The 18,223-nt window shown below is 60.8% G+C and carries 16 protein-coding genes; 12 read left to right on the forward strand and 4 right to left on the reverse strand.

The genetic code is table 11. The features are described 5' to 3' along the window. The first annotated feature begins 45 nt into the window (after positions 1–45). Positions 46–684, forward strand: a complete 639-nt coding sequence (locus WA367_RS06395) for a hypothetical protein (protein WP_336055942.1) — start codon at positions 46–48, stop codon at positions 682–684. Between the two features lie 19 nt (positions 685–703). On the opposite strand, the gene WA367_RS06400 is transcribed toward WA367_RS06395, so the two are convergent. Beyond that, entirely contained in the window at positions 704–1,165 is a 462-nt protein-coding gene (locus WA367_RS06400; protein ID WP_336055943.1) for a nucleoside deaminase, read from the reverse strand. A 68-nt stretch (positions 1,166–1,233) separates the two neighbouring features. On the opposite strand from WA367_RS06400, the gene WA367_RS06405 reads away from it, so the two are divergent. From WA367_RS06405 to WA367_RS06415, 3 genes are all read left to right on the forward strand, one after another. Further along, complete coding sequence (locus WA367_RS06405) at positions 1,234–2,847, forward strand: pseudouridine synthase (RefSeq protein ID WP_336055944.1); 1,614 nt, start codon at positions 1,234–1,236, stop codon at positions 2,845–2,847. Positions 2,848–2,869: 22 nt separating this feature from the next. Beyond that, complete coding sequence (gene rsmD, locus WA367_RS06410) at positions 2,870–3,424, forward strand: 16S rRNA (guanine(966)-N(2))-methyltransferase RsmD (protein WP_336056055.1); 555 nt, start codon at positions 2,870–2,872, stop codon at positions 3,422–3,424. An 81-nt stretch (positions 3,425–3,505) separates the two neighbouring features. Next, a complete protein-coding gene (locus WA367_RS06415; protein WP_336055945.1) occupies positions 3,506–4,366 on the forward strand; it encodes a patatin-like phospholipase family protein in 861 nt (286 codons plus the stop codon). Here the strand turns inward: WA367_RS06415 and WA367_RS06420 are convergent, their stop codons facing one another. Then, complete coding sequence (locus tag WA367_RS06420) at positions 4,367–6,184, reverse strand: monovalent cation:proton antiporter-2 (CPA2) family protein (protein ID WP_336055946.1); 1,818 nt, start codon at positions 6,182–6,184, stop codon at positions 4,367–4,369. It abuts the gene before it with no gap. A 196-nt stretch (positions 6,185–6,380) separates the two neighbouring features. Here WA367_RS06420 and WA367_RS06425 point away from each other — a divergent pair, with 196 nt between their 5' ends. From WA367_RS06425 to lpxK, 6 genes are all read left to right on the forward strand, one after another. Further along, positions 6,381–7,724, forward strand: coding sequence for a TldD/PmbA family protein (locus WA367_RS06425; protein ID WP_336055947.1), 1,344 nt, complete (start codon positions 6,381–6,383; stop codon positions 7,722–7,724). Continuing rightward, positions 7,717–8,526 carry a 3'(2'),5'-bisphosphate nucleotidase CysQ gene (locus tag WA367_RS06430; RefSeq protein WP_336055948.1) on the forward strand — a complete coding sequence of 270 codons (810 nt, stop codon included), beginning with the start codon at positions 7,717–7,719 and terminating at the stop codon, positions 8,524–8,526. Before WA367_RS06425 ends, WA367_RS06430 begins: the two co-directional genes overlap by 8 nt. A 104-nt stretch (positions 8,527–8,630) precedes the next feature. Continuing rightward, a complete protein-coding gene (locus tag WA367_RS06435; protein ID WP_336055949.1) occupies positions 8,631–8,882 on the forward strand; it encodes a DUF4170 domain-containing protein in 252 nt (83 codons plus the stop codon). 6 nt (positions 8,883–8,888) lie between these two features. Continuing rightward, on the forward strand, positions 8,889–9,674 hold the full coding sequence (locus WA367_RS06440; RefSeq protein WP_442935548.1) for a lysophospholipid acyltransferase family protein: 786 nt from the start codon (positions 8,889–8,891) through the stop codon (positions 9,672–9,674). Further along, positions 9,671–10,996, forward strand: coding sequence for a lipid IV(A) 3-deoxy-D-manno-octulosonic acid transferase (waaA, locus tag WA367_RS06445; RefSeq protein WP_336055950.1), 1,326 nt, complete (start codon positions 9,671–9,673; stop codon positions 10,994–10,996). Before WA367_RS06440 ends, waaA begins: the two co-directional genes overlap by 4 nt. Further along, on the forward strand, positions 10,993–12,036 hold the full coding sequence (lpxK, locus tag WA367_RS06450) for a tetraacyldisaccharide 4'-kinase (RefSeq protein ID WP_336055951.1): 1,044 nt from the start codon (positions 10,993–10,995) through the stop codon (positions 12,034–12,036). Before waaA ends, lpxK begins: the two co-directional genes overlap by 4 nt. Positions 12,037–12,043: 7 nt before the next feature. Here the strand turns inward: lpxK and WA367_RS06455 are convergent, their stop codons facing one another. Both WA367_RS06455 and mutL read right to left on the reverse strand, forming a co-directional pair. Further along, positions 12,044–12,274 carry a DUF2093 domain-containing protein gene (locus tag WA367_RS06455; protein ID WP_336055952.1) on the reverse strand — a complete coding sequence of 77 codons (231 nt, stop codon included), beginning with the start codon at positions 12,272–12,274 and terminating at the stop codon, positions 12,044–12,046. A 61-nt stretch (positions 12,275–12,335) separates the two neighbouring features. Beyond that, entirely contained in the window at positions 12,336–14,198 is a 1,863-nt protein-coding gene (gene mutL / locus WA367_RS06460; RefSeq protein WP_336055953.1) for a DNA mismatch repair endonuclease MutL, read from the reverse strand. 1,353 nt (positions 14,199–15,551) lie between these two features. Between mutL and WA367_RS06465 the strand changes: the two genes are divergently transcribed. Beyond that, positions 15,552–16,820: a hypothetical protein gene (locus WA367_RS06465; protein WP_336055954.1), complete on the forward strand. Its 1,269-nt coding sequence runs from the start codon at positions 15,552–15,554 to the stop codon at positions 16,818–16,820. After that, positions 16,817–17,983 (forward strand): hypothetical protein, encoded by a 1,167-nt coding sequence (locus tag WA367_RS06470; protein ID WP_336055955.1) that lies wholly within the window; start codon positions 16,817–16,819, stop codon positions 17,981–17,983. The genes WA367_RS06465 and WA367_RS06470 overlap by 4 nt, the downstream gene beginning before the upstream one ends. Positions 17,984–18,223 lie beyond the last annotated feature (240 nt).

Genomic DNA, 18,223 nt, shown 5'->3' on the forward strand with positions numbered 1-18,223 from the left:
GAGGGGTCAGCATTGCGCTATCCGCCCTGACAGGAGTTCGACCTGATGAAACTTCGCGGCGAAATGCAGATCGGCCGTATCGGCGCTGGTCTCGGCCTTGTCTCACTGCTGGCGCTGGCCGGCTGTGGTGGCACCACCTATGGCACGGGCACGCCTGCAGAGCAGCAGCTTCTGGAAGATGTGACAGGTGCTCTGTCGCTGGCGCCCAAGGACAAGCAGAATATCTCCTACGCACCGCGCCCGGGCATCGTGAAGCCGCCTTCAACGGAAGTGCTGCCGCCACCGCAGGACGATGTTGCAGAAGCCAATCCGGCCTGGCCGGAATCGCCTGAAGAGCGTCTGGCGCGCATTCGCGCCGAGGCAACGGAAAATCAGAACAATCAGTTCTACCGCCCGAACATCGTGCGCGATGTGAATTACAGCGACGACAAGGTCGGCCCTGCCGTCTCTCCGCTGTCTCGCGCCGAGCAGAAGGCTGAAATCGAGCGCCGCAAGGCAATGGCTCGCCAGGGCAGCCCGAACACGCGCCGCTATCTGAGCGAGCCACCGGTTGATTATCGCCAGCCGTCCGACACGGCTCCCGTTGGCGATCTTGGCGAGGATGAAGCCAAGAAGGAGCGCAAGCGCCGCAAGGCAACAGCCGAAAACACGGGTGGTCTGCGCCGTCTCATCCCCTGGATGTAATGATGACGGCGGAGGCGGTTCAGTCGCGCCTCTGCCGGAAGAACGAGGTCAACAGTTCAGCCGCCTCGCTCTCGTTTATGCCGTCATAGATCTCAGGTGCATGATGGCAGGTCGGCTGCGAAAAGAAGCGGCCGCCATGGCGCACACCGCCGCCCTTGGGGTCGCTGGCTGCGAAATAGAGCCGCCGGATGCGGGCAAAGGAAATCGCTCCTGCGCACATGGCACAAGGCTCCAGCGTCACATAAAGATCCGCATCATTCAGCCTCTCAGCATCAAGTGCATTGCAGGCGGCGCGGATGGCGAGTATCTCCGCATGAGCGGTGGGGTCGTTGAGTTCGCGCGTACGGTTGCCTGCACGTGCGATGATCCGGCCCTCGCGCATGATGACAGCACCGACCGGAACTTCGCCGCGAGAAGCCGCAGCGTGCGCTTCCGCAAGAGCGATTTCCATGGGGCTTTGGCGTTGATCGGGGCGTAACATGCTCAATTTTTCACTCGCAAGCCGCAAGACGACTTGATACCTAGCCGCCTCGAAAGGCAAAGGCCACAATGAAGAACGACAGAAACGACAAAGACCGTCCGCGCAAGAGCGGAAAGCCCGAAGGCAAACCAGGTGGCAAGCGCGAAGGCTTCAAGGGCGGTGACTTCAAGAAGCGAGATGGCGACAAGCCCCGCTTCAAGTCAGCCTCAAAGGGCGCCAGGGACGAGGCGCGCCAGGACGAGCGACCGAGATCTGACCGTCCGGGAGGCGATGGACCCAAGCGTGAGCGGACCTTTGGCGACCGGCCTCATGGCGACCGCCCCAAGGGCGCGCGCGGCGCCGGGAGTGACAAACCGAAGCGCGATTGGAAAAAGAACCCGCCGCGTCCGGGCAAGCGCGAGCGCGCGGAACAGGCTGCGGGTGATGCAGCGTCACTCAGCGTGTCAGCCAAGGCCGGCGAGGCAGAACGTATCGCCAAGCGTCTCGCGCGCGCCGGTGTGGCTTCGCGCCGTGAGGCCGAGGATATGATCACTGCCGGACGTGTGAGCGTCAACGGCAAGGTGCTCGAAACGCCAGCCTTCACCGTAACCGATCGCGATCGCATCGAGGTTGACGGGAACCCGCTGCCGGCGATTGAGCGCACACGCCTCTTCCTGTTCCACAAACCCTCCGGCGTGGTGACGACGAGCCACGACCCCGAGGGCCGGCGCACCCTGTTCGACATCCTCCCCGCTGGCCTGCCGCGTCTGATGACTGTCGGTCGCCTCGACATCAACACCGAGGGTCTGATCCTTCTGACCAATGATGGCGGGTTGAAGCGCATTCTCGAACTGCCTGCCACCGGCTGGCTGCGCCGCTACCGTGTGCGCGTCCATGGCAAGGTGGACACGACCGCGCTTGCAGGTCTTGCCGATGGTATAGCGGTGGATGGCGTCTTCTACGGGGCCATCGAGGCCACGCTCGACCGCGAGCAGGGTTCCAATGCCTGGCTGACCGTTGGTCTGCGCGAAGGCAAGAACCGCGAAGTGAAGAACGTACTCGGCGCCATCGGCCTCGAGGTGACACGCCTCATCCGCGTTTCTTATGGTCCCTTCCAGTTGGGCGCTCTTCCCGAAGGTGCGGTTCAGGAAATCAAGGGCAAGATGCTGCGCGATCAGCTTGGCGAGCGGCTTCTGGAAGAAGCCGGTGCCAATCTCGATGCGCCAATCGCCACGCCTTTCTCGAACAAGCCGGTGAAGGCGGAGCGCAAGCCACGCGTGGAGCAGCCCGCATCTGATCGCGATGACGCTCGCAAGCCGTTCAACCGCAAGAAGGCACGCGAAGAGCGCCGCGAGGAATTGCGCGACCGCCTGCAGACCAAACCCGGCCGCAACCCGCGCGATGGAGAACCACGCGGCGAGAAAACCCGCGGCCCCAAAAAGACCGAGGCCTATACGCCGCGTAGCCGCTCTTCGAATGTCTGGATGGCACCGGGTGCCCGTCCCGTAGGCAAGAAGAAAAAGGAAGAAATGGAAGCGGCGGAAGCCCGCCCAAAGCGTCAGACAGAACGCTCCCAGCGCGGAAAGCCGGATGGCAAGCCAGGCTTCGGCAAGGACAAGCCGTCTTTCGCGAAGAAGCAGGACGGCAATCCCGGCTTCAAGGGAAGGCCCGCAGGTGCAGGCCGCAGGCGCGACCGGGATTGAACGAAAATAGGGGCAGCGGATGATGCGCATCGTAGGGGGCAGGCTCAAGGGCCGGCGGCTCGTCTCTCCGGCTGACAGGGCTGTCAGACCGACAACCGACCGCGCACGCGAGGCGTTGTTCAACATCCTCCAGCACGGCTATCCGGAAAGCCTTGAGGGCACGCGCGTACTCGATCTCTTCGCGGGAACCGGCGCGCTGGGCATCGAAGCGATCTCACGCGGCGCGAACCATGCGCTTTTTGTGGAGGAAGCCGTCTCCTCGCGCGCCATCATCCGCGAAAATATCGAGGCCCTCGGCCTGCAGGGCGTGGCCAAGATCTTTCGCCGCGACGCCACCCGTCTCGGACCTGCGGGAACGATACAGCCATTCGATCTCGTCTTCGCCGACCCGCCCTATGGCAAGGGCTATGGCGAACAGGCGCTGGCGGCTGCCCGCGACGGCGGCTGGCTGACGCAAGGTTGCCTCATCGTGGTGGAAGAAGGGGCGGATACGCCTTTCCAGCCGCCGGAAGGCTTCGTTCTGCATGAACGGCGTGACTATTCCGGTACCACGCTCGCCTTCTGCGGACTTGGCTGAGCTGACGACCGGAGGCGAACAGGACGTGTTAATCTTCCTGCACTAGATAATCCGGGCAGGAAACGAAGCAGGATTGGTCGCGTGACGGACAAGGTCGGAAGCACACCCAGCATCGCATTGGCTCTTGGTGGCGGTGGCGCGCGCGGGCTGGCGCATATTCACGCGATCCAGGCATTGGACGAACTGGGCCTTCGCCCGACCGCGATTTCAGGTTCCTCCATCGGCGCGATTATGGGCGCTGGCATGGCATCCGGCCTGTCGGGCAAGGATATTGAGGAGCATGCCCGCTCCATCCTGTCACGACGCGCGGAAGTGCTTGCCCGCGTCTGGCGATCCCGCCCGGCGACCTTCTCCGAGATGATGGAGAGCGGCCTGCGTCTTGGCCAGTTCAACGCGCCCCGCGTGGTCGGCGCCTTTCTTCCCGAAGCGATCCCAGAGACGTTTCAGGAGCTGAAGATACCGCTTCACGTCACGGCAACCGACTATTACGGCCACTGCCTTGCGGTTCTCTCCGAGGGCGATCTGGTCTCCAGCCTCGCAGCCTCGGCGGCACTGCCCGCGATATTCTGCCCCGTGGAGCGTAATGGCCGCCTGTTGATCGATGGCGGCATCTACAATCCCGTGCCCTTCGATATTCTAGAAGGCAAGGCCGATCTGGTCATTGCGATTGATGTTGTCGGCGCACCAAGCAAGACGAGCGCCAAGGTGCCGACCACCGTCGAGATGATGTTCGGCGCCACACAGCTCATGATGCAGTCGATCATCGCAATGAAGCTGGAAAGCCGCAGACCCGACATCCTGCTGCGTCCGCCGGTTTCCCGCTTCCGCGTGCTGGATTTCCTCAAGATCAACGCGATCATGGAGGAAACGGCAGGACTGAAAGAGGAACTGAAGCGCGCGATAGACGCGGCCTTCACCGCGGCTGCAAAACACGGCGCCTGATCAGTCCGCCTGCTTTTCTGCCGTCTCCTCTTCCTGCGGGTTCAGGATGCGGCTTTCGCGTTGCGGTTTGATCAGCGGCTCGGGCAGAACCGGCTTCGTGTGCATTTTTTCATTGCCCGCAGTCAGACCTTCCACGGCCTGTATGGAAAGACGATCCTCGTCACGCTTGCGCACATCTTCCATAATGGCCTCGGCTGTCTGCGTGTCCGTTCCAAGCGCCTCGAGCGATTCCTGGCCAAACCGCAGGGCAGACTCCAGCGTTTCGCGAATCTCGTAATCCACATCGCGCTGGCGAAGCCACAATGTGTGCGCGCGGTCGTAGGAGCGCACATAAAGCTTCACATGCGGATATTCCGCCTTGATGAGGTCCACGATCGCATCCGTCGAAGCGCGCCCATTGGTGCAGACCGCTACCAGTTTCGCATCTCGAATGCCTGCCGCTTCCAGAACCTCGCGCCTGCGTCCATCACCATAATAGATGTGAAAGCCAAAGCGCTCCGCCAGCCGCACACGCGCTGCCGAATGGTCGATAATGGTCACGTCACTGCCGCCGGCAAGCAGTATCTGGGATACGATTTGCCCGAAGCGGGAGAAGCCGATCATCATCACGTCTGCACCGGCTCCAGCGAAATCCTCTTCCATCTCGTCTGGATCTTCCTCCCCGACGAGGCGCTCGCCCAGCGCGACACTCAAGGGGGTGAGAGCCATGGAGATCGTGACGATCGCGATGAGAAGTGACGCGGTTTCTCTGGAGAATATCAGTGCCGAAGATGCGGCAGTGAAAAGCACGAAGCCGAACTCTCCGCCCTGCGGGAGCTGACCTGCAACCCGCGCGGCGTCATCGTGGCTGCTTCCGAATACGCGGCACAATCCATAGAGGATTGCACCTTTCGTGGCGATGAGTGTGGGTACTGCGATGAGAATGATCAGCCAGTTTTCGATCACGACATTGAGGTCGAGCGATAGCCCGACTGCCATGAAGAACAGGCCAAGCAGCACGCCGCGGAAGGGTTCGATATTCGCGCTAAGCTCGTGTCGGAACGAACTGTCGGCAAGCAGCACGCCTGCAATGAACGCTCCCAGCGCCATGGAAAGTCCCGCGACCTGAAGCAGCGAGGCTGAGCCCAGCACCACAAGCAATGCAGCCGCGATCATCACCTCTCTTGCGCCGGAGCTTGCGATCAGCCGGAACATCGGGTTGAGCAGGTAGCGCCCGCAAAGGATAAGCGCGGCAACAGCAAGAATGGCAATGCCGAAGCTTGCGAGGCTCATCGCCTCAACCCCTTCGCCGCCCGGCGAAAGGAGAGGCACCAGAGCAAGCAGTGGCGCGATCGATATGTCCTGGAAGAGAAGTATCGAGAATGCGGTCTGGCCGTATCGCTGGTTCAACACGCCACGCTCTTCCATGGATTGAACAGCCACGGCCGTTGATGACAGGGCTAGGCCGAAGCCGATGATCATCGATGACTGGAAGGACAGGCCGAGGCCAATCGCCGCCAAAAGAGCGATGACCGCGCCGCTGAGGAAAACCTGAGCAAAGCCTAAACCGAATATGTGGCGACGCATGGCCCACAGACGCGATGGGTTGAGCTCAAGGCCGATGATGAACAGCAGGAGCACGACACCGAGTTCGGCAACATGCAGCAGCTCCTCTCCGTCCGAAATCAGCCGCGCCACGGGGCCAATGGCCACGCCAGCCAACAGATAACCAAGGATCGTTCCCAAGCCCAATCGCTTGAACAAGGTGGCACCAATCACCGCGCCGACAAGCAGCAGAAGGGGTTCCCAATAGGTCAGGCTGTGGCTTGCGTCTTCCATTGAACCCTTCGCTTTTTCATCGTCGCATCAGCGGAACCGCGACGAGCTGCGACGGTTCCTTCATCAGGCGAGCATTGCGCTTGCCGGCATTGAACCATAAATGGAAGGTTTCAATCTGTCCCGCGCTTCTCGCGCATTTCAGGTCTGCACCGCAGACGCACTCCATCCCTCGGCTGCGAAAGATATTGGGTTGCAAATGGCTGACGACGCGAACCAGAAACAGCTTCTCGACCGTGTTCAGGCACTGGTGGAAGCAGCGCGAAAGGCTGGCGCTGATGCGGCGGATGCCGTTGTCGTGCGCTCCCGCTCCCACGGCGTATCGGTGCGCCTTGGCAAGGTCGAGGGAACCGAATCGGCTGAAAGCGACGACATGTCGCTTCGTGTATTCGTGGGCCGGAAGGTCGCCAGCGTCGGTGCAACGGTTCATTCGGACCCGACCATGCTGGCAGAGCGCGCGGTCGCCATGGCACGTGTATCTCCCGACGACCCCTATCAGGGGCTCGTGGAGAAGGATCGGCTGGCTGCCGATTTTCCGGATCTTGATCTCTACGACGACACGCAGGTTTCGCCCGAGCGCCTGCTGGAAGATGCCCTGGCAGCCGAAGAGGCAGCTCTGGCGGTCCCCGGCGTAACCAACTCGTCTGGTGCCGGTGCAAGTGCGGGCTCCGGCGGTCTTGTGCTGGCTACCTCCGAAGGCTTTGTCGGCCACTATACAGCCAGCCGCTTTTCCCGCTCTGTCAGCGTCATTGCTGGCGAAGGCACGGGCATGGAGCGCGATTATGACTTCTCCTCGCGCCTGCACTTTGCCGATCTTGATTCTGCCGAAGAAATCGGCCGACGCGCAGGCGAGCGTGCCGCCCGCCGCACTGGCGCGCGCAAGGTGCCGACCGGTCGCTATCCGGTGATCTACGACCCGCGCGTGGCGCGCGGCTTGGCAGGTCATCTGGCAGGTGCGATCAATGGTGCGTCGGTTGCCCGCAAGACCAGCTTCCTGCGCGACATGATGGGCAAGAAGATCGCCTCAGACGCAATCACCATCACCGATGACCCGCTGCGCAAGCGCGGCCAGTCTTCGCGCCCCTTCGACGGCGAGGGTGTTTTGGGCGAGAAACTGGTAATGGTGGAAGACGGTGTGCTTGCGCACTGGCTTCTTTCCTCCTCCGTCGCACGCGAGCTGGGTCTTCAGACGAATGGTCGCGGCTCGCGCGGTGGCACCTCGGTCAACCCGTCCGCGACCAATTTTGCCCTCGAGCCCGGCACCATGGCGCCCGAAGACATGATCGCCAATGTAAAGAACGGTTTCTACGTGACAGAGGTGTTCGGTCAGGGCGTCAACCTGGTCACCGGAGAGTATAGCCGCGGCGCCGCAGGTTTCTGGATCGAGAATGGCGAGCTGGCTTATCCCGTATCTGAGGTGACAATTGCCTCGAACCTGAAGGACATGTTCCTTTCGATGCAGCCGGCAAGCGATCTTGATCGTAATTACGGTGTAGCCGCCCCAACCATCATGATTGAAAGCATGACCCTTGCAGGTGAGTGACAACATCCCCGCCACAAAGGATCTGGAACTGATCTCGCAGGCCGCGCGTGAGGCCGGTGAAATCGCCATGCGCTATTTCGGGCAGAACCCGGAAGTGTGGATGAAGGGTGGCACCTCGCCCGTCAGCGAGGCCGACTTCGCCGTGGACAAGTTTCTGCGCGAGGTGCTTAGCCGCGCGCGGCCTGACTATGGTTGGCTGTCGGAGGAAACAGCCGATGATCTTGAACGGCTGAAGGCACCGCGTACCTTCGTGGTGGACCCGATCGACGGGACACGCGCCTATATCGACGGGCGTGATGTATGGTGTGTCAGCATCGGCATTGTCGAGAATGGCCGCACCATTGCGGGCGTGCTTGAATGTCCGGCGAAGAAGGAGCACTTCACGGCAGCTTTGGGCGAAGGCTCCTTTGTGAACGGCAGGCGCATGACGGTGCGCAGCCGCAGCGACCGCCTGGTCGTGGGTGGGCCAAACCCGATGATCCGGGCCCTGCCGGAAGAAGCGCGCGAGTTGATAGACGCGCATCCCTATGTGCCGTCGCTGGCCTACAGGATCGCACTTGTAGCGCGGGGCACGATGGACGCGACCTTCGTGAAGCCGAACGCCCATGACTGGGATCTTGCCGCAGCGGATCTCATGCTTTCCGAAGCAGGAGGCGAGGTGCGGGATGGCAATGGCAGAAGGCCCCGCTATGCGGGGCCATCACACAAGCTGGAAGCACTGGCCGCCGGCAGCGGGGCATTTCTGGACGACATGGTCGAGGCACTTGCACATGTTGCGCGCAATGAGGCCCCGAAGACGTGAAATCGTCGCGCACGCTTTCAAAAACCAGTGAATTCATCTACATGAGCCCCACGAATATTCGCGGATTGCCATAATCTTATCCGAAAAAAGGTATGATGGGTGCCATGGCTGAGGAAAAAGAAAACAAGCAGTTGCTCCACCTGGTTTTCGGTGGCGAACTTGAATCATTGAAGGGCGCGACTTTCCGCGACCTGGATGGGCTGGATATCGTGGGCATCTACGGCGACTACAAGTCGGCCGAGAAAGCCTGGCGTGCCAAGGCCCAGGAGACAGTGGACAACGCACATATGCGCTATTTCATAGTGCATCTGCATCGCCTGCTCGATCCCGACAGTGGAACGATCGACAAAGGCTGAACACGCATGCAAGAAGAGGCCCCGGCGGCTGCGCCGGTCATGAAGGTTGGGCAGGATACGCCGCGCGTGCGCCCCATGAAAACGCTATGGCGACGCATCCGCAAGCCACTCGCGCGTTCGCGGGTGGTCAAGCAGGTTATTGCCTCCATCATGGCGCAGGCCATCCGTTTCGTCGCCTGGACCAATCCGCCGGTCAAGGGGTCTGCTGATGTCGAACCGGCAATCGCCGAGTTCTCGCCGGCCATTGCCGCGCTCTGGCACGGGCAGCACATACTCGGGCCGTCGATCAATCCACGCAAGCACCGGCTGGTTGCCCTCTTTTCCAAGAGTGCGGATGCGGAGCTGAATGCGCTGGTGGCCGAGAAACTTGGCTTCGAGACCGTGCGTGGGTCCGGTGGTCGCGCGGGCGTCCACAGCGCCAAGAAGGGTGGAGCGCGTGCGCTCATCCAGCTCAAGCGAACCATCGATCAGGGTTGCAATGTTGCGATGATCGCGGATATCCCGCATGGCACGCCCCGTCAGGCCGGGCTTGGCATCGTGACCCTTGCACGCCTGTCGGGCCGCCCCATCGTCCCCGTCGCAATCGCCACCAGCCGCCGCAAGGTGCTGGAGAAAACCTGGGACAAGACAACCATCAATCTGCCTTTCGGCCGACGTGCGGTTGTGCTTGGTGAGCCGATCTTTGTGTCTGCGGACGCCGATGACGAGGCCATGGAGGCCAAGCGGCAGGAGGTTACGGCATCGCTCAATGAAGCGACCGCCAAGGCCTACCAGCTTGTAGACGCCGGATGAGTGAAGTCTGGGCCCGTGCGATACTAGCCACCTACCGGCTGGCGGGGGCTGCCGCCTATCCGCTTATTGGCGGTTATATCGGCTGGCGGGTCAACAAGGGCAAGGAAGATCGTGCGCGTAGACATGAGCGCTATGGCCGGCCAAGCCGCCCGCGCCCGCATGGACCGTTGATCTGGGTACACGCTGCCAGCGTAGGCGAAACTGTTGCGGTACTTGGCCTGATCGAGCACCTGCTTTCCGGCGGCATCAATATCGTTCTTACCACCGGAACAGTAACCTCGGCCTCGGTCGCTTCCGAGCGATTGGGTGATCGGGTCATTCATCAGTATGTGCCGCTCGACCTGAAGCCTGCCATAAGCCGGTTTCTCAACCATTGGCGTCCGGACCTGGCGATCATGGCCGAATCCGAGATTTGGCCGATGACCATTCTGGAGCTCGGCGCACGGCGCATTCCTCAGGTGCTGGTCAATGGGCGCATGTCGGATCGATCGTTCGAGAACTGGCGCAAGCGACCTTATCTGGCAGAGGCGCTTTTTGAGAACCTTTCCCACGTCGTCGCGCAGTCGGAGGTCGACGGCGAGCGCTTCAGCAAGCTTGGCTCTCGACCTGTAACGGTATCCGGCAACCTGAAGGTGGACACGGCCCTGCCACCGGTTGACGATGTCGCTCTGAGCCAGATGCGCGCAGCGATCGGCCACCGTCCGACCTGGGCCGCCGTCTCGACCCATGATGGCGAGGAGAAGATTGCAGGCGAGGTGCATCTGAAACTCAAGCGTCGCCATCCCGGCCTCTTGAGCATCGTTGTGCCACGCCATCCCGAACGCGGTGAAGCGGTCAAGGAAGAGCTTCGGGAACTGGGCCTCAAGATTGCCACCCGCACGGGCGGCGAGAGGATAGGGCCTGATACGGATATTCTACTTGGCGATACTATTGGCGAAATGGGTCTGTACCTCCGTTTGACGGAGATCGCCTTTGTCGGTCGCTCCCTGACCGGAGAAGGCGGGCAGAACCCGCTTGAACCGGCCATGCTGGATACGGCTGTTCTTTCCGGCTGCAATGTCCAGAATTTCCGCGACAGTTATCGCAAGCTCATCAATGGCGGTGGTGCGCGTCTGGTGCGCGACGGACAGATGCTGGCTGGGGCGGTCAACTTCCTTCTCAACAATGAGGAAAAGCGCAAGGGCATGATGGCAGCGGGCCACACGACTGTGGCGGAGATGTCCGGCGCGCTCACCCGTACGCTGACAGCGCTGGAGCCCTATATCCACCCGCTGATTCTGCAAGCTCGCCTGGAAGGCAATCACAGGGACGAGATGCGGTGAGTACGGGAAGCGAAGCCCCTCCGTTCTGGTGGGAAAAGCCCGATTGGCGCGCCTGGGCGCTTGCGCCTTTCTCCCTTGCCTACGGTGCCGTCGCCTCTTGGCGAATGCGCAAGGCGCCGCGTCAGGAGGTCATGGCGCCGGTGTTGTGTGTCGGCAATCTCACGGTGGGCGGTGAGGGAAAGACACCGGTCTGTATCGCGCTTGCACATGAAGCCAAGCGCCAGAATCTTAAACCCGGTTTCCTGTCCAGGGGCTTTGGCGGAAGTTTCTCGGCTCCGCATTTCGTGGACCTTGAACACGACACGGCGCGCCATGTGGGCGACGAGCCGCTGCTTCTGGCACGGCATGCACCCGTGGTTGTCACACCCGATCGCCTTGCCGGTGCGATGCGTCTTCTGCAGGAAGGATGCAACTTCATCATAATGGATGATGGCTTCCAGAGCGCGCGCATCCACATGGATTACGCATTGATCGTGGTCGATGCCCGCCGCGGTCTTGGCAACGGCCATGTCATTCCCGGTGGGCCGATGCGTGCACCGCTTGTCGAACAGCTCCGCTTTGCCACAGCGATCCTGACGATCGGCGAGGGCGATGGTGCCGCCCGTGTCGTGCGCCGCGCCTCTCGCGCTGGCCGTCCGGTCGCAGCCGCGCATATCCGCCCCCTTGAGGGTCATGACCTCGTCGGCAGACGTGTGGCCGCGTTCGCGGGCATTGGCAATCCGCAGAAATTCTATCGCACGCTGGAAGAGCTGGGAGCCGAAGTCGTCGCGACCCGGGACTTTCCCGATCACCACGCCTTCTCTCATGAAGATTTTGCGGATCTGGAAGAACTGGCCGGGGAACACGGGGCCGAGCTTGTGACCACCGAAAAGGACATGGTGCGCCTGACCAGCGGTACTGCCGATGCTCGCGAATTTGCCGCGAAACTCCGCGTCCTGCCGGTAGAAGCGCGGTTCGAAACCAATGAAACACCGGCCGCGATCATACGCGAGACAATGAATGCGGCACGCCAGCGAAAATTGAAGCAGCGCGGAAGCTGAACGTGGATCAGCCGCGCTTGCGCAGCTCCGGGTTCATCTCGATCTCGCGCGCAAGCGATGTCTGCGCGTTGACATAGGCTTCCTGGCGCTCGACGCTCCAATATTTCAGCTCCTCGATCGAGATCGGGTCGCCGGTCACCGCGCAACGCACGAAGCCGCCTGGGCTCAGGACCTGGAAATCGCCGTCGAGGTAGCGGATGCGCGCCTCGCGCGCGCCGGGACCTTCAAACCTGTTCATGTCGATACGCCTCGTTTTTCGCTCTTCTTGCGCCACAAAATCGGCTGGAAATCAACCCGGCTCAGCGGCGCGCGAAAAGTCGCTCGATATCCGCAAGCTTCAACTCGATATAGGTCGGCCGCCCGTGATTGCACGTGCCGGAGCCGGGTGTGGCTTCCATCTGGCGCAGAAGGGCGTTCATTTCCTCCGCCCGCAACCGCCGCCCGGAACGCACCGAGCCATGACAGGCCATGGTGGCGGCGATATGGTCGATGCGCTCTTTCAGCGTCTCGGCCGTGTCGCTTTCGGCGATCTCATCGGCAAGATCACGCACGAGCTTGTGCACATCAACCTCGCCCAGCATGGCAGGCGTCTCACGCACCGCCACGGCACCGGGACCAAAGCGCTCGAGCCCCAGGCCGAGCTTGGAGAGGAACGCCGAATGCGCATCAAGGCGCTCGGCATCTTCTTCCGGCAGATCGACGATCTCCGGCAGAAGCAGCATCTGCGAGGGCAGGGGGCGCGAATGGATGGCCTGCTTCAGCGCCTCATAGACGAGCCGCTCATGCGCCGCGTGCTGGTCAACGATGACAAGCGCGTCCTCGCTCTGTGCGATGATATAGTTCTCATGCACCTGCGCGCGTGCCGCACCCAGCGGATGCTTCAGCGCTTCCGGTTCGGGTTCGATTGTCGCTGCGCGCGCATCGGCACTTGGCGTCACCGCGCTTTCGAATGTCGCCTGCCGTGGTTCCGCAAAACCGGCAGCAACGGGTGTTACGGCTTCAAGCGGACGGCTTGGCGAGGTCTCCGCGCGCCAGGGCTCGCCCGGGCGAGCGGTGTAGTCGTGACGGTAGGCAGCCGGCGAGTGGGAAGCAGGTGCTTCCGCGCGCAGGAACTTGTCCATCATGGCCGAGGCACCCGTTGTCGCCGCCCGCATGCCGCTCATTTCCAGCGCATGGCGGATCGCACCCACGATCAGCCCGCGCACCAGGCCGGGATCGCGAAAGCGCACATCGGCCTTGGCGGGATGCACATTCACGTCAACCAGTTCCGGATCAAGTGTGAGGAAGAGGGCGGTAACCGCATGCCGGTCGCGCGGCAGCGCATCCATATAGGCCCCGCGTATGGCTCCCGCGATCAGCTTGTCGCGCACGGGGCGACCATTCACATAAGCGAACTGGTTGAGCGCATTGCCGCGCGAGAAGGACGGGATCGAGACATAGCCCGACAGCGCGATGCCCTCGCGCTCCGCATCGATTGGAATTGCGTTTTCGGGAAATTCCTTTCCCAGAACCTGCGCGATGCGCTGCAGGAGCCCGTCACCATCAGGCGCGACTGCCGCGAACTCCGTCGAGGACCGGTCCGTGCCGGTGAGCGAAAAACGCACATCGGGATAGGCAAGTGCGATGCGCTTGATCACATCCGTGATCGCGCTCGATTCCGCCCGCTCGCTCTTCATGAATTTCAGCCGCGCAGGCGTGGCGTAAAAAAGGTCGCGCACTTCCACCGTCGTGCCGCGATTGGCCGCAACCGGGCGCACGGGACCGACCTTGCCGCCATCCACCGTGATCTCATTGGCCGAATCCGCCTCAGCCGTACGCGAGCGCAGCGTCAGCCGCGACACCGACCCGATGGAGGGCAGCGCCTCGCCACGAAAACCCAGCGAGTGGATCGCGTGAATATCGTCCGACAGCTTGGAGGTGCAGTGGCGCGAAACGGCCAGCGGTATTTCGTCGGGCGGGATGCCGTGACCATCATCAATGACCCGCAACAGCGACAGACCCCCGCCGGCGGTGGCGATCTCCACGCGCGTCGCGCCGGCATCCAGCGCGTTTTCCACCAGCTCCTTGACCACGCTCGCCGGCCGCTCGATCACCTCGCCAGCGGCGATCTGATTGATCACGGTCTCGGTCAACTGGCGAATGGTGCGGGGGGCTGTGGTCATGGCAGCGATTTTAGGCGGATTCGGGGATGGGGAGAAGGGCGGGGTGGGTGGTTTGGCGTATGCATCTGGGGATGACGTTTTCTCCACGCCGACCCTTCCACCTTCGTCATCCCCGGACCTGATCCGGGGATCCATTCCGTGACCTTGCGGACGGGGTTTGGTCGAGCGGCATGGATCCTCAGGTCGGGCCCGAGGATGACGAGCGAGGGGGGATTGCTTCATTTCATTCGGCACGCTTACCGCCCGTCCGTCATCTTCACCTCCTCTCCACGCGCGCGGATGAAGGGCGGGCGGCGTGTTCTTCCTCCAGTAACGGCGCAGCCCCCCCTCTGCCTTGCCAGGCTGCGCTCCGCTACGGCTTCGCGCGTTCATCGCTGGAAAAGCCAAGTGGTTGGCTTTTCCTTGGCCGCTGGCCAAACGCTCTTCACCCCCCACAAGGGGGGAGATCATTCGCGGCGATGTTCGCGCTCTTCCTGAGCCCCTGGCGATTGGCGCATCCATATCTCCGCGTGATCTCCCCCCCTTGAGGGGGAGATGGTCGGCAGACCAGAGGGGGGTGCTGCGCGAACTCCTCATGGAAAAGCGGGACCGGCTGCCGCTGGCGCGGGAGCGAGACCCGGGCCGCGCCCTGCATGTTCTTCCAATGGGTCCCGGACACCCTCCGGCTTCCGCAGTAGCGTGGCTCAAGATGCGGGCTCAATCGGCTTTCCATGGGGCATGCCTCCGCTCCCGCACGGTTTCGCCGCCGGGGTGTGAACAGGTTCGGGAAGACGGGCGGCCAAAGCGTCGCGCGTCTTAAGTAGTAATGCGACCCTCAAGCCGCCCGTCCGGCCGCTGTCCCGACAATTGGCCGATCACTCGGGCGGGTCTCGCCCTAGCGGTTTCTCCGCAACCGGTCATGAGACCGGCCGCCGGCCTGTCGCGGGCCCTCACAAGCCTTGAGCCACCGATGCCCAAGGGGGAGGCTGCCGCCGCCCTTCCTGATCCCCGGCTCCGGACCCGGTTCCCGACAAGGGCGATGGGGGGATGATAGGTGAGGCTTTCAGGGCGGGGATAAAATTGGGGGGATATTTTCTGTGGTGGTGCTGTGATGTTGGCTGGAAGCTTGGCGGGAGCGTATTGGGATGGGGCCGTAAGAGGACGTCGTCTTGCTTTCTCCGGCTGGCCTTTGCCGACATTCGTCGACCCTGGATGCGCTGACGATTCCGGCCCACAACAGCCCTTCACAGATTGTCGCTATGCTGCGCTCGCATCCGGCTTTGCGGACGTTGGTTTCGGTGATCAGTGCTTCTATAGTAGGTTGCAGGGCTCCCTATTACACCATGCAATGGCGTAACTGTAACGAGCGGAAAAATGACTTCGAGTTCAGATAAAGAGACTAAAGGCGCATGGATTGTCCACCATGCCAGAAAAATTTCTATGGATGTGGCAGCTCCTGCTGAGTATTCCATTTTGGATGAGTCCGGCAAAGCCGCTGAATTGCTCATGCGCTTGGGTGCAGCCGAAGAAGACAATTTGAAAAAGGCTGAAGTTGAGGCAATTGCGAAATCGGCAAATCTAAACGTCAGAACCGAATTGCCTCACTATCTTAAGTTGCTGCAAGGTAGGAGACTGATCGATACATCATCAGATGAAGTGCAGGTGTTGGGCATCAACACCAGAGGTGTGCTTGGGCATGCTTCGGACATTTTCGACGATGCGTCCCCCACGTCCAGAGAAATTGCCGCCGTTGAAATTGGTGAACTTGCATCCAGATCACCCGTGCTGTTCTCAGAGGCGCAAGAATTCGTTGGCGACACCTACAAGATGAAAAGCGCCGATGCGGCTGACTTCCTGAGGCGCGCCAGTGAAATTGGCTTTGTTGACGCTGAAGGGGATGACCCATCCAATACCCTTCTATTCAACGGAAACCTCTTCAAGCGCGACAGCGTGACTAAGTCGGCAACCGTATTAAGCTCGCTTAGCAGCGCAGAACAAACAAAATTGACCGAAGTAACAGAGATGCTCAATACTTCGGGATGCCTAATGGCGACGACCATTGAGACGCGGCTTGGAACGCCGCTATTTGAGAAACTAAAAGCGGCCGGAGTTTTGGAGGTCAATACTGTCTCAAATGAAGAAGGTGAACACGCCTTCATCACTCTGCCCGGCGCATTCCATAAGTTCGTTAACCCCCTAATCGATGACAGTTTTGATATGGCGAAGTCGCTTGTCTCTGCCTTGGCGTATGGCATGAACCTGCGTCCATCTTCGCAGGGTCGGATTCAAAGCGTGGACTGGATATTGGGCGCACTCATCAGCGGCAGAACAATTGGACCGGCAACCGCGATTGGTGCTGACTATCGCGTGCTTGAACAGAATAGAGTTGTCAAACTGATTCCGGCCCGTAGCGGGATGTTCAGCATGAAACTGCTAAAGATCGAAATCGGCCAATTGGCACTTGAGGTTCTCCGCCGCGGTGATGCCAACGCGGAAACCATTAGAGGCCTCCCAAATGCGCCTATGTCGGGATACTTAGCGCCGGAGAAGGCAAGGGAATCCTTGCGAAAACGTCAGTCCAAGCCAAGCAGGCGTCAAACGCAGGACATCCTCAGCGCCCTTCGTGGCGGAAGGGGGCTATGATGACCGCTAAGAACGGCAAAAAAGGATATGAACTGGAGGAGTTGCTTCGGGCATATTTTATCCGTGCGGGCGTATACGCGGTACGCGGTGTGCCTTTGCGCATTGATGGAGATGATCTGACCGATGTTGACATTTGGCTATATGAGCGACCGACCGGGTCGTCTCGGAGGCGACAAATCGTGGACGCCAAGTCCAAAACAAAGCCCAAGGCCGTTGAGCGTCTTTTCTGGACAAAGGGACTCTACGAACTGCTAGAAGTCGAGGGTGCATACATTGCCACAACCGACACAAGGCCTTTGCTTAAGGAAATGTCAAGGCGCCTGGGCCTCTCGGTCTTGGATGGGGCCGATATCAAACGAATGGCCGACAGCGACAGAGTATTGCTGCCTAATAGAATTTCTGAAGAAGAGATGCTGACTAAGATTAGAGACTTCGACAAGTCTCGACGCACCAAGGAAACACAGAACGCGTACGGTGACTTAAAGGCTGCGCTTATTGATCGTTTCGGAGGCGGCACGGTAAACAGAGCGTTAGAGCATGTCGCCGGATTTGCGGATGCACTGGTATTCTGTCACCCAAAATCAAACGGTGCAGAAGTCAATTTGCGTCTGCTTTATGTTGCTGCTTCTATTTCTGCGATCGCGCTCGATTTCTCGCTTACCAAAGTGTCATTCAAGTCAGCCGATGAACGCCGGAGAACGATGCTGAACGTCATTCGATACGGTGAAGAGGATGAGAGTCGGGGCTTGGAAAAGGTGAGAATCGCTACGGCACTTATTGAACGATATGCACCAAACGGTAGCGCGGTCGCTCAGTCTGTTTCGCAAGCAATAAAATTGGACTTTTCCAAAATTCCGGCAGAAATTATTGCTGACCATATCTTGAAGAATCTTAAATCGGACGGGTTGTTTCGGCTTGCAAGGTCTCTAGAGCTCCGCGCGTTTAGCGCTGACCTTCTGGGTTTCGATGATCTGCCAGCAGAGGAAAAATCATTTCTTGGTGTCCTCCTCGATTTCTCAGGGATTGATAGGTCTAGCGTTGCTGAGGGTTGGGTGTCGTCTGTGGCGGCAAAGCAAGTTGGAAAATCTATCGAAAGTGCGGTCGTTGAAGACATCGGCCCACTATTCGACCAACCGAAGTCAGAGGACGAAACTAGCGGGTAGTGACGGCTCAGTAGAGCTCGATTTTTCGTAATCGTTGCAAAGTGGTCCTGTGAGGTGAGACTTGGCGGTTGGTTGAAGTGCTATGGTATGAGGGGGTCTGAGGCTGGGCTTGGCTTAACCCTAATGACCGCTTTCTGTCAGGTCACAGTTGCCTTTGGGGGGGGGGGGGGGGGGGGGGGGGGGGGGGGGGGGGGGGGGGGGGGGGGGGGGGGGGGGGGGGGGGGGGGGGGGGGGGGGGGG

The organism is Nitratireductor sp. CH_MIT9313-5 (genome assembly GCF_037029545.1).
Taxonomy (GTDB): Bacteria; Pseudomonadota; Alphaproteobacteria; order Rhizobiales; family Rhizobiaceae; genus Chelativorans.

Coding starts and splice junctions, on each gene's coding strand:
- mutL (WP_336055953.1), bottom strand. CDS start 14,198: ATGACCACAGCCCCCCGCACCATTCGCCAGTTGACCGAGACCGTGATC.
- waaA (WP_336055950.1), top strand. CDS start 9,671: ATGAGTGAAGTCTGGGCCCGTGCGATACTAGCCACCTACCGGCTGGCG.
- WA367_RS06395 (WP_336055942.1), top strand. CDS start 46: ATGAAACTTCGCGGCGAAATGCAGATCGGCCGTATCGGCGCTGGTCTC.
- WA367_RS06440 (WP_442935548.1), top strand. CDS start 8,889: ATGCAAGAAGAGGCCCCGGCGGCTGCGCCGGTCATGAAGGTTGGGCAG.
- rsmD (WP_336056055.1), top strand. CDS start 2,870: ATGCGCATCGTAGGGGGCAGGCTCAAGGGCCGGCGGCTCGTCTCTCCG.
- WA367_RS06405 (WP_336055944.1), top strand. CDS start 1,234: ATGAAGAACGACAGAAACGACAAAGACCGTCCGCGCAAGAGCGGAAAG.
- WA367_RS06400 (WP_336055943.1), bottom strand. CDS start 1,165: ATGTTACGCCCCGATCAACGCCAAAGCCCCATGGAAATCGCTCTTGCG.
- WA367_RS06435 (WP_336055949.1), top strand. CDS start 8,631: ATGGCTGAGGAAAAAGAAAACAAGCAGTTGCTCCACCTGGTTTTCGGT.
- WA367_RS06465 (WP_336055954.1), top strand. CDS start 15,552: ATGACTTCGAGTTCAGATAAAGAGACTAAAGGCGCATGGATTGTCCAC.
- WA367_RS06470 (WP_336055955.1), top strand. CDS start 16,817: ATGATGACCGCTAAGAACGGCAAAAAAGGATATGAACTGGAGGAGTTG.
- WA367_RS06420 (WP_336055946.1), bottom strand. CDS start 6,184: ATGGAAGACGCAAGCCACAGCCTGACCTATTGGGAACCCCTTCTGCTG.
- WA367_RS06455 (WP_336055952.1), bottom strand. CDS start 12,274: ATGAACAGGTTTGAAGGTCCCGGCGCGCGCGAGGCGCGCATCCGCTAC.
- WA367_RS06425 (WP_336055947.1), top strand. CDS start 6,381: ATGGCTGACGACGCGAACCAGAAACAGCTTCTCGACCGTGTTCAGGCA.